The sequence below is a fragment of the Planomonospora sp. ID82291 genome, assembly GCF_015711645.1.
Classification (GTDB): domain Bacteria; phylum Actinomycetota; class Actinomycetes; order Streptosporangiales; family Streptosporangiaceae; genus Planomonospora.
In genome coordinates, this window is sequence record NZ_JABTEX010000002.1 from 707,604 (window position 1) to 722,525 (window position 14,922).

General features: G+C 73.2%; 14 protein-coding genes. 11 read left to right on the top strand and 3 right to left on the bottom strand.

Annotated elements, in window-relative coordinates; all coding sequences use genetic code 11:
• Window positions 1–12: 12 nt before the first annotated feature.
• A complete protein-coding gene (eccCa, locus tag HS045_RS35850; RefSeq protein WP_196451825.1) occupies window positions 13–4,107 on the bottom strand; it encodes a type VII secretion protein EccCa in 4,095 nt (1,364 codons plus the stop codon).
• Window positions 4,108–4,344: 237 nt separating this feature from the next.
• Here eccCa and eccD point away from each other — a divergent pair, with 237 nt between their 5' ends.
• From eccD to HS045_RS14215, 8 genes are all read left to right on the top strand, one after another.
• A complete protein-coding gene (gene eccD, locus HS045_RS14180; RefSeq protein ID WP_307827521.1) occupies window positions 4,345–5,745 on the top strand; it encodes a type VII secretion integral membrane protein EccD in 1,401 nt (466 codons plus the stop codon).
• A gap of 112 nt (window positions 5,746–5,857) precedes the next feature.
• Window positions 5,858–6,295 (top strand): YbaB/EbfC family DNA-binding protein, encoded by a 438-nt coding sequence (locus HS045_RS14185; RefSeq protein WP_196451827.1) that lies wholly within the window; start codon window positions 5,858–5,860, stop codon window positions 6,293–6,295.
• Window positions 6,296–6,558: 263 nt separating this feature from the next.
• A complete protein-coding gene (locus tag HS045_RS14190; protein ID WP_196451828.1) occupies window positions 6,559–6,885 on the top strand; it encodes a WXG100 family type VII secretion target in 327 nt (108 codons plus the stop codon).
• Window positions 6,886–6,948: 63 nt separating this feature from the next.
• Complete coding sequence (locus HS045_RS14195) at window positions 6,949–7,248, top strand: WXG100 family type VII secretion target (protein WP_196451829.1); 300 nt, start codon at window positions 6,949–6,951, stop codon at window positions 7,246–7,248.
• Window positions 7,249–7,389: 141 nt separating this feature from the next.
• Window positions 7,390–7,785 carry a hypothetical protein gene (locus tag HS045_RS14200; RefSeq protein WP_196451830.1) on the top strand — a complete coding sequence of 132 codons (396 nt, stop codon included), beginning with the start codon at window positions 7,390–7,392 and terminating at the stop codon, window positions 7,783–7,785.
• A 32-nt stretch (window positions 7,786–7,817) separates the two neighbouring features.
• Window positions 7,818–9,302, top strand: coding sequence for a WXG100 family type VII secretion target (locus HS045_RS14205; RefSeq protein ID WP_196451831.1), 1,485 nt, complete (start codon window positions 7,818–7,820; stop codon window positions 9,300–9,302).
• 28 nt (window positions 9,303–9,330) lie between these two features.
• Entirely contained in the window at window positions 9,331–9,798 is a 468-nt protein-coding gene (locus tag HS045_RS14210) for a hypothetical protein (RefSeq protein WP_196451832.1), read from the top strand.
• 17 nt (window positions 9,799–9,815) lie between these two features.
• Entirely contained in the window at window positions 9,816–11,084 is a 1,269-nt protein-coding gene (locus HS045_RS14215) for a hypothetical protein (RefSeq protein WP_196451833.1), read from the top strand.
• A 109-nt stretch (window positions 11,085–11,193) separates the two neighbouring features.
• Here the strand turns inward: HS045_RS14215 and HS045_RS14220 are convergent, their stop codons facing one another.
• Both HS045_RS14220 and HS045_RS14225 read right to left on the bottom strand, forming a co-directional pair.
• Window positions 11,194–11,916, bottom strand: coding sequence for a hypothetical protein (locus tag HS045_RS14220; protein ID WP_196451834.1), 723 nt, complete (start codon window positions 11,914–11,916; stop codon window positions 11,194–11,196).
• A 22-nt stretch (window positions 11,917–11,938) separates the two neighbouring features.
• On the bottom strand, window positions 11,939–12,238 hold the full coding sequence (locus HS045_RS14225; protein ID WP_196451835.1) for a hypothetical protein: 300 nt from the start codon (window positions 12,236–12,238) through the stop codon (window positions 11,939–11,941).
• Between the two features lie 152 nt (window positions 12,239–12,390).
• On the opposite strand from HS045_RS14225, the gene HS045_RS14230 reads away from it, so the two are divergent.
• The 3 genes from HS045_RS14230 (at window position 12,391) to HS045_RS14240 (ending at window position 14,886) form a co-directional block, all read left to right on the top strand.
• The gene (locus HS045_RS14230) at window positions 12,391–12,849 is read left to right on the top strand and encodes a YbaB/EbfC family nucleoid-associated protein (RefSeq protein ID WP_196451836.1); all 459 of its coding nucleotides are present in this window, start codon (window positions 12,391–12,393) and stop codon (window positions 12,847–12,849) included.
• A gap of 180 nt (window positions 12,850–13,029) precedes the next feature.
• A complete protein-coding gene (locus HS045_RS35855) occupies window positions 13,030–14,106 on the top strand; it encodes a hypothetical protein (protein WP_196451837.1) in 1,077 nt (358 codons plus the stop codon).
• 36 nt (window positions 14,107–14,142) lie between these two features.
• The gene (locus HS045_RS14240; RefSeq protein WP_196451838.1) at window positions 14,143–14,886 is read left to right on the top strand and encodes a WXG100 family type VII secretion target; all 744 of its coding nucleotides are present in this window, start codon (window positions 14,143–14,145) and stop codon (window positions 14,884–14,886) included.
• The last annotated feature ends 36 nt before the right edge of the window (window positions 14,887–14,922 follow it).

Genomic DNA, 14,922 nt, shown 5'->3' on the forward strand with positions numbered 1-14,922 from the left:
AGCACGCCGACGCTACCCGGTCCCGGTCTCGGTGGCGGTCCCGGTCTCGGTGGCGGTTCCGGTCCCGGTCTCGGTGGCGGTTCCGGGCGGCGGCGGGGGGGCGAGGAAGGCCGTCTGCACCAGGCGCGCGCCGTGCCGGCGGTCGGTGTGGTAGCCCCGGCCGGGCGGGAGCGGGTGCGGGCGCACGTTGCCGAACAGGGTGCCCTCGTCCTTGTTGCCGGACAGGATGACGGCCGGGGAGGCCATGTCCTTGATCCGCTGGATGACCGGGTCGAACATCGCCCGGCCGACGCCGCCCATCGCCCGCGACACGACCAGGTGCAGTCCGATGTCGCGGGCCTGCGGGATCAGGTCGACCAGGGGCAGCAGCGGGTTGGACGAGGTCGCCACCAGGTCGTAGTCCTCGACCACGATGTACAGGTCCGATCCCTGCCACCAGCTCCTGGAGCGCAGCTCCTCGGCGGTGAGGTTCGCCGGGGGCAGCCGCTTGAGCAGGGCGGCGCGCGCGTCGTTGACCAGTTCGAGCGCGGCCGCTCCGGAGGCGGCGTAGCCGATGCGGTGCTCGGTGGCGGCCGAGTCCAGCAGCGACCGCCGGTAGTCGATCACGATCATCATGGCCTCCTGCGGCGTGCGCCGGGCGACCAGTCCCTCGGTGACGAGCCGGAGCAGGTTGGACTTGCCGCTCTCGGTGTCGCCCACCACGATGAAGTGCGGGTCGGCGTCGAAGTCCACCAGGACGGGGGAGAGGGACGCCTCGTCGATGCCGATGGGGATCCGGCTCCCGGTCTGCTCGGTTCCCGGCAGCGTCTCGGCGGGCAGCACCGCCGGCAGCAGCCGCACCCGCGGGGCCGCGGGGCCCTGCCAGGCGTCCCTGACCGCCTGGACGAGCGCGCGCACCCCGGCCGGCAGGTCCTCGGCGCTGCGGACGCCGTCGATCCGGGGGACCGCCGACAGGAAGTGCAGCCCCTCCTTGGTGAGGCCGCGGCCCGGCACGCCCTCGGGCACGGCGAGCGAGGCCTTGCGGTTGACCTCCGACTCGTAGGCGTCGCCGAGCTTGAGCTCGATCCGGGTGCCGAACAGGTCGCGGATGCCGGGGCGGAACTCCGACCACTTGTTGGTGGCGGCCACCACATGGATGCCGTACCCGAGGCCGCGCGCGGCCAGGTCGGTGATGACGGGTTCGAGCGTCTCGAACTCCTGCCGGACGGTCAGCCAGCCGTCGACCACCAGGAAGACGTCGCCCCAGCCGTCGCCCTGAATCGCGCCGTCGGCGAGCTGCCGCCGGTAGGCGGCGATCGACTCGATGCCCTGCGCGGCGAAGTCCCGCTCGCGCCGCTGCAGGAGGGCGGCGATCTCGGCCACCGTACGGCGCACGCGGTCGGCGTCCAGACGGGTGGCGATCCCGCCCACGTGCGGCAGGGCCTCCAGCGAGGCGAGCGAGCCGCCGCCGAAGTCCAGGCAGTAGAACTGGACCTCGCGCGGCGTGTGGGTGAGCGCCATGCCGGTGATGAGCGTGCGCAGCACCGTGCTCTTGCCGCTCTGCGTCCCGCCGGCGACGCCGACGTGGCCGGCCGCGCCCGACAGGTCGAGCCAGAACGGATCGCTGCGCTGCTCGAACGGCCGGTCGACGACGCCGGCGACGGCGTGCAGCCGGCCACGGCCGGCCCAGCCGGCCGTGGTGAGGCCGAGCTGCGGCGTGACGGACAGCGGCGGGAGCAGGTCGGCGAGGGTGGGGGGATCGCCCAGCGGGGGCAGCCAGATGCGGTGGGCGGGAGGGCCCTGGCCGCGCAGCCGGCCGACCACGACGTCGAGCAGGCTGGCGGCGTCCCTGCCGCCGTCCCCGCCGGTCCCGCCGTCCCCGCCGCCGGCCCGGTCCGGCGGCCCGTCCTGCGCCTCCGGCCGGCCGGCGGGCTCCTCGACGACGGGGAACGGGACGAACGCCGGGCCGTACGGCACGACCTGGCGGACGGGCCCGTGCGCGCCCGCCGCCCCCTGGTGCGGGTCCGCCTGGTAGGGGCCGGAGACGTAGGCGGCCTTGAACCGGGTCATCCCGGTGGTGTCGAACTTGAGGTAGCCGTTGCCGGGAGCGGGCGGCAGCTCGTAGGCGTCGGCGACGCCCAGCACGACCCGGCTCTCCATCGCCGAGAAGGTGCGCAGGCCGACCCGGTAGGACAGGTGGGTGTCCAGGCCGCGCAGCCGGCCCTCCTCCAGCCGCTGGGAGGCCAGCAGCAGGTGGACGCCGAGCGACCGGCCCAGCCGGCCGATCATCACGAACAGCTCGATGAACTCGGGCTTGGCCGCGAGCAGCTCGCTGAACTCGTCGATGACGACGAACAGGGTGGGCAGCGGCTGCAGCGGGACGCCCTGCTCGCGGGCGCGCTCGTAGTCGCGCAGCGAGGCGTAGTTGCCCGCGGCGCGCAGCAGCTCCTGGCGGCGGACCATCTCGCCGTGCAGCGCGTCGTGCATGCGGTCGACGAGGGGGAGCTCGTCCTCCAGGTTGGTGATGACCGCGGAGACGTGGGAGAGGGAGTCCAGGCCGAGGAAGGTGGCGCCGCCCTTGAAGTCGACCAGGACGAAGTTCAGGATCTCCGACGAGTGGGTCATGGCCAGGCCGAGGACCAGGGTCCGCAGCAGCTCGCTCTTGCCCGAGCCGGTGGCGCCGATGACCAGGCCGTGCGGGCCCATGCCGCCCTGCGCCGACTCCTTGATGTCGAGTTCGACCACCCGGCCGTCCCCGCCGAGGCCGATCGGCACCCGCAGCCGGTTGCGCCCGGCCCGGGGCCGCCAGACCACCGCCGGGTCGAGGAGGGCCGGGTCGCCCACCCCGAGCAGGTCGGTCAGCGAGGTGTTCGCCGTGAGCACGTCCTGCTCCTCGCCGCCCCGGGCGGTCGAGGCGCGCAGCGGGGCGAGCTGCCGGGCCAGGCCCTCGGCCCGCAGGAAGTCCAGCCGGTCGGGGTCGCCCAGCCGGGTCGAGCTCTCCTTGCCCGCGTGGTCGACCTTGATCATGAAGAAGCCGTCCGGCCGGACGTCCAGCCGGAGCGTGCTCTTCTCCTCCACGGCGCCGGCGGTCCCGGACAGGTCGATGACGGTCACGCCCTGGATGGCGTCGGCGCCGAGCTGGGAGTCGTGCGGGATGTGCCCGCCGTCGACGATCAGCACGTGGTACGGCAGGGCGTCGGCGGAGGCGCCGGGCCGGAAGCGGGCGCGCTCCTTCAGGTCCTCGCCGACCAGCCGGTCGAGGTCGGCCAGGGTGCCGGACATGAGCCGGGCCTGGCCCGCGGCGTCGGCCTCCTCGGGGTGCAGCGCGTGCGGCAGCCACTTGACCCAGTCCCACTGCGCCATCCACTCGTCGCCCGCGCAGATCATGATCCGCAGGTCGTCGGGGGAGTGGAACACGGCCATCTGGGCGACCATCGCCCGGACCAGCGCGCGGACGGCCACCGGGTCGCCGGTCAGCCGGATCCGGGCGAAGGAGTGCAGGGCCACGGCGACCGGGAGGTGCGGGACGGTCGAGTGCGTCCGGACGAACCTGCGCAGCGCGCCGGCCGAGAGGGCGTCGAGGTCCTCGACCGGCTTGGAGTCCGGGGGGATCAGCTGCACGGCGAGCTTCTGCACGCCGGTGCCGAGCCGTACGGTGCCGAAGTCGTCGTCGCGGGGCCGCCGCTCCCACAGGCGCGGTCCCATGGCGATCCACCACAGGGAGTCGGGGGCGGGGCTGCTCCATTCGAGCGCTTCCCGCTGCTGCACGGCGGCGCGCCGTACCCGCTTGCGGACCTGGGACAGGTAGCGGAAGTAGTCGCGGCGCAGGCCGTTGAGGCGGGACTTGCGCTCCCCGGACTGGCGGCCGAGCTGGCCGACGGTCATGCCGACCATGGACAGCGCGAACAGGCCGCTGGCGACGTACATGACCGGGTTGGCGTTGCCCCCGGCGGTGAACATCAGGCCCATGGCGGCGCCGCCCGCCAGCATGGGCAGGTAGGTCATCACCCCGGCGAAGCCCTGCGACTGGACCTCGGGGATCTCCGGAGGGGATTCGAGGAGGATCTCGCCCCGCGGCGGCTTGGGCGGGGGACGGCGCTCGGGACGCCGCACGACGACGATGCTCACCCTGGAAATGCCCTCCTGTGCCCGGACGTCTTTCCCGCCGCCGGCGGACGCGTCCACCGGCGCGGCCCGGCGGCGCCTGACGGCCGACCGCCGCGCGTGATCCACATTGTGCCGCTACCGTATCGGCCATATCCGAGATATCCCCTATGTCGGTGATATTCGTGATGCCCACGGGAGAGGGAAACGGCTGTGCTACCGCTGAGTCAACCACCCGTCCAGGGACCGGGACCGCAGGGGGTGGCGGTCCGGTCCGCCGCGCCGCTGCCGCCGCTGTGCCACGTCACGATCGTGGCCCCCCGCGTGAAGGCCGACCTGGCGCTGCCCGCGGACATCCCGCTGCCGCACATCCTGCCGGGCCTGCTGCAGGCGGTGGGCGAGACGGGCGGCGGCGCCGCCGCGGTCCCCGTCTGGGTGCTCCAGCGGATCGGGGGCGCCCCCCTCGACCTCGGACAGAGCCTGGGCGCCCTGGGGGTGCTCGACGGCGAGGTGCTCTACCTGCGCCCCCGCGACGCGGTGCTGCCCCCGGCGGTCTTCGACGACGTGGCCGACGTGGTCGCCACCAGCGTCAAGGAGGGGCCGAGCAACTGGGAGAAGCGGCACACCCGGCTGACCGGGCTGGGGGCCGCGATGGCGCTCCTGCTGACCGGGACGGTGGCGCTGGTGGCCGCCGGGCCTCCCTGGACGGTCCCCGCGGTGCTCGCCGGGGTGCTGGCGCTCCTGCTGGTCGGCGCCGGCGGCGCGGTCTCGCGGGCGCTGGGCGACTCCGCGGCGGGCGCGCTGATCGGCTACGCGGCCCTGCCGTACGGCTTCCTCGCCGGACTGCTGGCCCCGGCCGGCCTGGCGGACTCCCCGGGCGGGTTCGGCGCGCCGCACCTGCTGTCGGCGTTCGCCGTCACCGTCTTCACGGCCACCGCCGGCGGGATCGCGATCGCCGACGGCGTGCCGGGCTTCATGGGGACCGGCGTGGCCGCGGCGGCCGGGGCGGCGGCGGCCGGGATCGTGATGCTCTCGGACGCCTCCCCCGCCGGGGTGGCGGCGGTGACGGCCTCGATCCTGCTGGCGCTCGGCTCCGCGGTCCCGATGCTGGCGTTCCGGATCGCCCGGCTGCCGATGCCGGCGATGCCGACCAACGCCGAGGAACTGCGCGCCGACAACCAGCGGGTCGACGGCGAGGCCATCCGGGAGCGCACCGGCCGGGCGCAGCGCTACGCGACCGGGATGGTGGCCGGGATCGCGCTGGCGGCGCTGGTCACCCAGGCGTACCTGCTGCTGGACGGCCGCTGGATCGCGATCGCCACGGCGCTGGTGCTGGCGGCGGCGCTCGTCATGCGGGCCCGCGTCTTCCAGGGACTCGGCCAGCGGCTCTGGCTGACGCTCGCCGCGGTCGCCGGGCTCGCGGCGTTCGCGGTCGGGCAGGCGGTCACCGGCGGCGGCGGTGCGGCGATCGCCGTGGTGGTGGCGCTGCTGTGGGCCGCCGCGGTCCCCGCGGGCCTGGGGTTGTGGCTCCCGTCGGGCCGGCCGTCGCCGTTCTGGGGGCGGGCCGGCGACATCATCGAGGTCCTGCTCGTGGTCGCGCTGTTCCCGCTCGCCCTCGGCGTGCTGGACGTCTACGCCTGGGTGCGCGGCCTGGCGGGGTGAGGACGGCCCGCGCCCGCGGACGTGCCGCGGCGCGGGGAGGAGAATCCGGCGTGCCGCCGGACCGGGGCCCCGGCCCGCGGGACGCGGCGGCGTCCACGAGGAGGGATGAGCGATGACGGCCGAGTTCGGGGATTTCGCGAACATCGATGTCGACAAACTGCTGAACATGCGGTTCGACCAGGTGCAGGGCGTGCAGAAGGCCGTGGCCGAGCTGGTCGGGCGGGCCGAGGACGAGAGCGGCCTGGTCGCGGTGGAGTACGGCAGCCAGGGACTGAGCGAGCTGGAGCTCCACCCCAAGGCGATGCGGCTGAGCGCGGGCGAGCTGGCGGAGATGATCAAGGCGACGGTCCGCGCCGCCGCCGGGGACTTCAACACGCGGTTCGAGGACCTGATGGACGAGGCCTTCGGCGGGCCGGGCGGCCTGTCACGGGAGGCCCGCGACCCGGAGGCGCTGCAGGACCGGGTCAAGGAGATGGAGGCGGCCTACGACCGCACCATCAACGATGTTATGGGCGAACTTGACCGTATTCGTCACCGTTTGGGGCTGTAACGACAGCTAAGAGGAGAAGCTAACGCTATTGCACTGTTTTTACAGATATATGCCACAAGTGTGACATTTGCCGCAATAGACGGCAAAGTTATCTGTCCGTAATATGCATTCTTGTTATCCAGGGCCGGAGAGATCACTAGCATGCCTGGTGATGATGTTCGCGGAAGCAGTCCGTCGTGTCGGTGATGCGGCATCGGGTCACCCGACCGGCACGGAGGCTGGGCCGCGACCGGCAAGCAGGTCCTATGTCACGGAGGTGACCGGTGGCGGATTTCTTCGGTGCCAGTCCGGCACAGATCAAGCAGGCGTCGGAGCTCGTCGTCGACACCGCGCAGTACATCGAGGGTCTCCGCAAGGGCGTGCAGACCACTGCGCAGGAGCTGACCGCCACGGGGTGGCTGGGCACCGCGTCGGCCAGGTTCCTGCAGGCCATGACCAAGTGGGACGAGCAGATGATGATCGTCCGGCGTGACCTGGAGTCCATCGCGCAGAAGATGGGCGACAACTCCATCACCTACAGCGCGGCCGACCAGGACGTGCAGAGCGGCATGAACAGGGTGGACGCCCTCATCAACACCGGCGCCCGGTGACCTGAGGCCCGCTCACCCCCGCATTCCCCTCACGATCCCTCCACGGCAAGGACGGAGAGCACAGTGTCCGACTATACGAAGGTCAACTTCGTGCAGATGGAGCAGGCCCAGGTGGGACTCCTCCAGGTCGTCACCAACATGGACAAGGCCACCGACGACCTCATCACCAAGCTCAAGACGGTTCTGGGCGACAGCTGGGCCGGCGACGCCGCGGACTTCTTCGAGGAGCACCGCAAGATCTGGGACGCCGCCGAGCAGGAGATGGGGCGCCAGCTCAACGAGGCCGCCGTCGCCCTCGGCACCGCCAACGAGAACTACAAGGCGGCCGAGGCGCGCAACCGGGCGATCTGGTCCGACAGCTGACCCGGGCGGCGCACCGGCCGGGCTCCGCACGGCCGCCGCGGGACGCGGCGGTCGCGCCCGGCCGGTGCGTTCCGCGGGCCGCCACGGCGGGGGTCGGCCGAGGAGTCTTCGGAGTCTTCACGGAAGTCTTCAAGGAGAACGATGGGTAACGAGCTCTCCCCGGATCCGAACTGGCCCGGCGTGCACAACTACGTGACGGGGACCGAGTTCGACGTCGCGCGGATGCGGAAGGTCGCCGAGGACCTGGAGCGCTGCGCCGGCGAGATGAAGAGCGGGGCCGGGTCGGCGACCGGCCTCTGGCAGGACTCCGCCCTGACCGAGGTCCAGGTGGGGACCTGGCCGGCGGCCAGCGCGTTCGCCCGGAGCGTCGGCCGCAACCACTCCCCCGAGGGCGTCGCGGGCATGTACGTCGGACCGGTGTCGAACACGCTGGCCTACGTCTACGGGATGTTCGCCGTCCGGCTGGAGGACGCCGCCAAGGCGATCCGGGCCAACGCCGACGAGTACGACAGGGTCCGCCGCGCCAACGGTGGCTGACGGCGGGCGGAAGCGATCACAGGAGGGTCGTCGTGGGCAGTGAGAGCGGGAGCCTGGACGTCCGGTCCGCCAGCGCGGTCCCCAGCGCGGGCCAGGTGTCCGCGTCGAAGGAGGAGATCGAGCGGTGGCTGCGCGCCACGGCGCCGGAGAAGGTGACGGCCGCCGCGGCCTCCTACCAGGCCGGCGTGGCCGTCCTCGGCTCCGTCCGCGAGGCCCTGGCCCGCAACGCCAAGGAGCTCGCCGGGGCGTGGAGCGGGCCCGCGTCCGTCGAGGTCCAGCGGGCGCTGCAGATGCTGCACGCCACCGGCGCGGAGCTGGGCGAGAAGATGGGGCAGATGGCCTCCGTCCTGCAGACGTACGGCGGGACCGCCCTGCCCCAGGCGCTGGACGAACTGGAGCGGCTGAAGGTCGATCCCAACCCGCAGCCGCACCCCTCACCAGGGCCGGCGCCGTCGCCGTCGGCCACCGCCTCGCCGTCGCCGTCCGCCTCGGCCTCCCCCTCCACCGCGCCGTCCACGATCGGGCCGCTGAACGAACCCGCTCCGGGCCTGACGCCTTCGGCGCAGGCCGCCATGAACGGCGACCACGCGGCCCGGGAGGTGCTCCGCAAGCTGGACACGAGGATCGTCCAGCTCTACCAGAGCGTTCCGGCGAACGTGACGTACAACCTGCCGACCGTGACCATCCCGGAGGGGTCCGGCGGCTACACGCCCGTGGAGTACCCGCCGGGCGGCAGCCCCTACGAGGGCGGCTCGCCCCCCGGGGGGAACGGCGGATCGGTCCCGGCCTACTCCGGTGACCCCGGCGGCACCGGCGGCTCGGGCCGGCCGGGCGCGGGGGGCGGTCCCGGCTCCGGCGGCGGTCCCGGTTCGGGCGGCGGTCCCGGCGGGGCCGACCCCGTACCGGGCGGCCCGGGCTCCGGCCCCGGCGGCCCCGGCTCCGGAGGCGGGACCGATCCCGGTGGAACCGATCCCGGCGGGAACGGGCCAGGCAACGGGAACGGGCCCGGCGGCGGGAACGGCGGGAACGGCGGGAACGGCGCGTCCACGGGCGCGGGCGTCACGGATGACGGTACGGTCCCCCCCGTGCTCGGGCAGGAGGGGAACCCGGCCGGGAACCCCCGGACCACCGAGGTCGCGGCCTTCACCCCGAACGACCCGGCCACGTCCCTGGCGCCCGTGCAGAATCCGACGGCCACCGCCACGCAGCCCGGTGCGGGATTCGGCCCGGGGCCCGGTGCGGGGTCCGGTGCGGTGTTCCGGCCGAACCCGCTCGGGATCGGCGGGCCGACGACCAGTGTGCCCCCGGTCCTGGGCGGTCCCGGCGCCGGTGGCGGGACGTCCCTGCCCGCGCTGCGCGGCGCCGCGGCGGGCGGCATGCCGATGATGCCGTTCATGCCGATGTCCGGCGCAGCCGGCGGCGAGGACTCCCAGGGCCAGGAGCGGACGAGCTGGCTGACCGAGGAGCACGACGTCTGGAACACCGGCCACGAGGTGATCCCTCCGATCATCACCTGACCCCCGCCCGGCTCCTGGAAGGCACGGCATGGCGTTTCAACTGGATGCAGACTGGCCCGGCCTGACGGAGGCCGACCGCAAGCACGGCGCCGAGGTGGACCGCACGCAGGTGAAGCGGATCGCGGGCCTGCTGGAGGAGGAGCTGAAGACGCTGACCACGGGCGGCGCGGAGCCCGCGGCGGCGGGCGAGCACAAGCCCGGTGACGCGTTCTCGGCGCCTCCGCCCCCTCCGCCGGGCGCGGGGGCGCTGCCCGACCTGCAGCGCCACTGCGCGCTGAGCGAGACCCAGCTCGGCCAGTGGCAGACCGCGCAGCAGTTCTCCATGGGGATCGTCTCGGCCTACGCCGTCCTCGTCGGGGATCCGGGCAGTCCGGGCGGCGGCCTGTACGCCGCGCTGGTCCGGCAGTACGGGGAGTCCGTCAACGCGCTGCTGGAGTCGGCCAGGTCCTACGACGGCGCGGAACAGGCCTACGGTCAGCCGGGCGACCGGCGCTGAGTGCGGAGCGGACGGTCATGGCGGACGTGCAGAAGATCAGGGTCAAGCCCACGGACGGGCCGCTGGCCACCGAGGAGACGGAGATCTTCTACTTCGACTACCTGGAGAAGCGGATCCAGGAGTGGATCGACGGCGCCGACCCGGTCGCGGTGCGGCGGGCGGGCGACTACTACGCCGCCGGTCACGGGGCGCTGGAGGCCGGCGCGGCGGCGCTCAAGGCGCGGGCCGCGGAGCTGGCCGGGTTCCTGAAGGGTCCGGCGGGCGTCGAGGTGCAGAAGCAGCTGCAGTTCCTGCACGCGACCATGCGCGAGCTCGCCGAGAAGCTGAACGCCACCGGCACGGTGCTGCGGAAGTACGCCGACACGATCGCCTGGGCGCAGCGCGAGGTGGTCGTCCAGCAGGGCCGCGACTCGCGGACGGACCGGGACATCGACTGGGCCGACCTCACCCCGTTCTACGGGGTCTACCGGGTCCAGCGCCGGGCCAGGGACCACTTCTACGCGGTGAACGAGAAGATCCGCGAGCTCTACGCGGAGCTGCCCTCCGAGGTCCAGCAGGCGCTGCCCACCCCCACGGAGGTGGACCTGCCCGAGTTCACGCCGACCGACCTCCCCGGCGGACCGTCCCCGAAGCTCCCCTCCGGCCTCCTGGGCGGAGGGCCGTCCGGGGCCGGCGCCTCCGTGCCCGGTCTGGACGGTGATCCGTACGGGCTCGGAGGGCTCCCCGGAGACGGGGGGGCGGTGCCGGGCGGTCTGGACCCGTCGGGGCTGGTCCACCCGCTCCCGGAGGGGACGGCGGGGCCGCCGGGTCCTGCGGGGACGGGTGCGGGCGGGGCGGTGAACACGGGCGACGCCGCCGCGCGCCTCCCCGGGGCGCCGGACGCCGGCGTCCCGGCGCCGGGATCGTCCGCGACGACGCTCGCCGGCCTGCGTGACCCCTCGATGCCCGGATCGCCTTCCCTGCCGGGGACGGCCCAGTTCCCCGGCGGCCCCTCCGGAGCGGCCGGGCCCGGGGCCGGACCGGGAGGCGGGGCCTTCCCCGGCGGGGCCTTCGGCGCCGCGGGCGGACCCGGGGGAGCCGCAAGCGCCGGAAGCGCCGGGGGAGCCGGGAACAGGGTGAAGGCGGGCGGCGGCGCGCCGATGACGCCGTTCATGCCGATGGGCGCCGCCGCGAAGGGCGGCGCGGGGGGCGGCGAGGAGCGGGACCCGGAGAACGGCACCTGGCTGCTGGAGGACGACGACGTCTGGGGCGGCGGCGGCGACACGATCCCGCCGGTGATCGGCTGACGGCCGGGGGAGCGGCCGTCGGCCGGTCCTTCCTGCCGGTCCGCCCGGTCCGCCCGGCCGTCCGCCGGGGACGCCGGCGGACGGCCGCACCGGGGGCCGGTGCCGCGGGTCACTTCTTGGGCGGGTCCGCCTGGTACGGCTCCGGCAGCTCGCGCTTGGGGGCCACCCGCAGCGAGGGCGGCTCGGTGGAGATGACCGCCCGCTTGAAGTCGATCGCGACGCCGTCGGTCGGCTTGATGTTGAACATCTGGCCCAGGGACTGGGTGGCGGTGCCGAAGGTGGTCCCCGCCACGCCGAGGAAGGCGACGAGGATCTTCGTGTTCTGGGCGACGAGCCAGTTGGTGAGGGCGACCAGTTTCTGGAGCCACACCTCGGAGGCGAATCTCAGGTGCGGGAGGGCCTTCATGGCCTGGGCGGCCGTCACGTAGCCGAGGACGGTGGCCGCGAGGGCCGCCGCCTCCAGCCAGTAGTAGTTGAAGGCGTCACGGACCTGGTCGACCTGGCCCTCCAGGTTGTAGCAGAGACCGCTCAACTTCTGCAGGTCGCCGCCGAACACCGCCACCGCGTTCAGGAACGCCTCGCGGTCGTCGGCGATCCAGTCGGCCCGGGACAGGAAGACGGCGTTGCCGATCAGGTTCGGGTACTCCACCTCCAGGACCTTGGCCAGGGCGTTCCAGTTGGCCTTGGCGTCGCCCATGCCGGGGACGTTGGCGACGGCGGTGAGCAGGATGCCCACGGCCACCGCCAGGCCCGGAGCCCGGGGGACCGCTTTCTTGAACGCGTCCATGGCCTGGGTGGAGGCCGCTGCGGCGTTGCCGGCTGTCACACGCATGTTCCGGTGCTCCTCGGGGTTGTCACCTGTAGACGACGGTGCTGTTCTCCTCGGCCGCGCGCCAGTTCCGCTTGATGGTCTCCAGCGCGGCGACCCACGCCTCGACGGTGCTGACGGCCTCGTCGGTCATCTTCCGGACGTCCTCCTGCACGCCGTCGTACTTGCCGCCGAACACCATGCCGAGGAGACCGAACCCGGGGAGACCGACGCCGGTGCTGTCGATGTCCTTCCTGAGGTCGCGGAGCGCGGGCAGGACCTTGTCATCGAGATTCCGTTGAATGTTGGAGATGCAGGTGGAAGTGACGTATTTGTCCTGACTCATACGAAAATCTCCCTACGCTACAAATGTCCGCCTTTGACTGATGGCTTCTCAGTCTTAGGGAAGAATTCATCTGGCGGGATAGTATCTTGCGATACGTCCGATATGAGAGAGATCTGGGCGGTCAATGATCGCTCGGTGCCGGGAGGGTACGCGTGTCCGAACCCCGTTTCGATCCCTCCGGTTTCGATCCGGAGAACTTCGACCCCGATGACCTGGACCGCGTCATCCGGGATGCTGAGCAGGCGATGAGCCGTCTGGCGGACGTGCAGGAGGAGCTCGCCGGGATCCGGGGGCGGGGCACCGGGGCCGGGGACCTGATCGACGTGGTCACCGACGCGACCGGGCGGGTGGAGCGGATCGACCTCAACCCGCGGGTGATGCGGATGGACAGCCGTACCCTCGCCGAGGAGCTGATGAGCACGATCCGCTCGGCCCAGGAGGACGGCGAGCGCCGGGCGCGCGAGCTGCTCGCCGGAGCGGGCCTGTCGGTTCCCGGTTCCGGCTCCGACTTCGGCGAGGTGGAGAAGCGGATGACGCGGAACCACGAGTCGTTCGCCCGCGAGATGAACCGGCGCATGGCGGGAGGGCCGGGGCGGCCCGCCGACGGCTGAGAACCGGCCGGGACGGCCGCTCCGGGGGCGGGGGCCGGACGCCCTTCCCGGACGGGGCCGGCCGCCGTCCGTTCCACGGTGATCTGTACGGCGGTGCGCCGCGACAGTAGCCTGAACGGGTGACATGATCACGGACCTCGCGGGCCGGGACGGCCCGCGGAGGCTGCGGAGGGGGGGACGATGGGCGGATCATCCGGCGGCGGACAGACGCTCGGAGACTACGGGCTGAACGGGCCGGGGGTCTCCTTCAGCGACGAGAAGCTGAAGGCGCTCGGGAAGGACTACGACACCCACGCCGGAACGATCGAGAACGTCTCCGACCGGACGAAGACGATCGGCGTCCCGTTCCCCGGGTTCGGCGTGGTCGGTTTCGGGCTGCACACGGCGCACGACCAGGTCCGGGAGAACGCCGCCTCCTCCCTCGACGCGGCCAAGGAGGTGCTGGCGTCGTGGCGGACGGCTCTCGAATCGGCCAGCAGCACCTACAAGGCCGCCGAGGACTACAGCACGCTGCCGAAGCCGGACCTCCCCGGCGGTCTACCGGGCGGTCTGCCGGGCGGTCTGCCGGGCGGGGGCCTGCCGGGTGGCGGTCTGCCCGGTTCGGATCTACCGGGCGGTCTGCCGGGCGGGGGCCTGCCGGGCGGCGGTCTGCCGGGAGGCGGCGCGCCGGGTTCGGATCTGCCGGGTGGCGGTCTGCCCGGTTCGGATCTGCCGGGTGGCGGTCTGCCGGGCGGCGGCGCGCCGGGTTCGGATCTGCCGGGAGGGGGCCTGCCGGGTGGCGGTCTGCCGGGAACCGGCGGCCTCCCCGGAGGCGGAGGGCTCGACGGCCAGGTCCCCGGGCTGCCCGGCCAGACGGCGACCGGGCTGCCCGGGCAGGATCTCGGCGCGATCGACCCGCGCCGGACGGACCTGTCCGCTTATACGCCCGCCGGGCCGTCCGTGCCGCGGTTCACGGTTCCGGAGACCGTGACCTGGACGGGCGACCAGAGCGGGCCGGGCACGGCGGGCCGGGGAAGCGGGGCGTTCCCCGCGGGGACGGGAAGCGGCCTCCCGGGCGGGCCGGGCGGCCTGCAGGCGGGCGTGCGCGGGGCCGGTGCGAACGGCGGCATGCCGATGATGCCGATGATGCCGATGGGCGGCGCCGGGGCGGGCGAGCAGGAGCGCGACCGCGACCAGACCACCTGGCTCTCGGAGGACGAGGGGGTCTGGGGCGGAGACCAGGACGTCGCCCCCTCGGTGATCGGGCAGGAGCCGTGATCCGGGCGGGACACGGCGGGACGGGAGGCTGACGGCATGGCGTACGAGAACGACAAGCAGATGTACTACGCGGCGGTGGCGCTGGCGGTCATCGCGGCCGGAGTCCTCAGGCGCCCCTTGGCGTACTCCGTCGTCGCGACGCTCGGTCTGCTGGTCTCCGACCCGGGCGCCATGAGCACGGCGGCCAAGGAGTGGGACCAGGCCGATCTCGACGGGCTCAAGCGGGAGATCACCGCGCTGAAGGAGCGGCTGAAGAAGGACGGCAAGTGGGAGGGCGAGGCCTTCAAGGCGTTCGACGAGGCCGTCATGAAGTTCAACGAGGAACTGGGCAACGCGCAGAACCTCCGCAGGGGCATGAGCGACGCCCTGGAGCAGACCGCCCTCGTCTACCACGTGGGCGCGATCATCGCGATGTCCGTCGCGGTCATCCTGCAGTCGTTGGCGGCGCTCTCCATCGTCTTCCTCGCCAACCCCGGCGGGAAGGTGGCCTTCGAGATCGCGCTCAACGGCGTGCTCAACACGATCGACAAGGCGCTCAAGTCGATGGTCGGCAAGAAGCGGCTGACCGTCGGCAAGGTCGCGGCGATCCTCTACGGCGTGGCCGTCCTCCACGCCAACATGGGCAAGCTGTTCGTCGGGATGAAGGCCATGCCCGAGGGGACGCCGGACTTCAGCCAGGCCGGCCTGACCTACGACCCGGCCGCCGGGCTGAAGAAGTCCGAGCTGCCCAACATGAACCCGAATCCGGGAGGGCTCGTCTTCCCCGGCATGCCCTCCTGACCACCCGGGACCGCGGCGGCCGGGGCCCCGCCCGGG

Excerpts from the sequence above, each read along its gene's own strand:
- HS045_RS35855 (WP_196451837.1), top strand. The coding sequence starts at position 13,030 with ATGGGCGGATCATCCGGCGGCGGACAGACGCTCGGAGACTACGGGCTG.
- HS045_RS14240 (WP_196451838.1), top strand. The coding sequence starts at position 14,143 with ATGGCGTACGAGAACGACAAGCAGATGTACTACGCGGCGGTGGCGCTG.
- HS045_RS14185 (WP_196451827.1), top strand. The coding sequence starts at position 5,858 with ATGACGGCCGAGTTCGGGGATTTCGCGAACATCGATGTCGACAAACTG.
- HS045_RS14215 (WP_196451833.1), top strand. The coding sequence starts at position 9,816 with ATGGCGGACGTGCAGAAGATCAGGGTCAAGCCCACGGACGGGCCGCTG.
- HS045_RS14220 (WP_196451834.1), bottom strand. The coding sequence starts at position 11,916 with ATGCGTGTGACAGCCGGCAACGCCGCAGCGGCCTCCACCCAGGCCATG.
- HS045_RS14200 (WP_196451830.1), top strand. The coding sequence starts at position 7,390 with ATGGGTAACGAGCTCTCCCCGGATCCGAACTGGCCCGGCGTGCACAAC.
- HS045_RS14210 (WP_196451832.1), top strand. The coding sequence starts at position 9,331 with ATGGCGTTTCAACTGGATGCAGACTGGCCCGGCCTGACGGAGGCCGAC.
- HS045_RS14225 (WP_196451835.1), bottom strand. The coding sequence starts at position 12,238 with ATGAGTCAGGACAAATACGTCACTTCCACCTGCATCTCCAACATTCAA.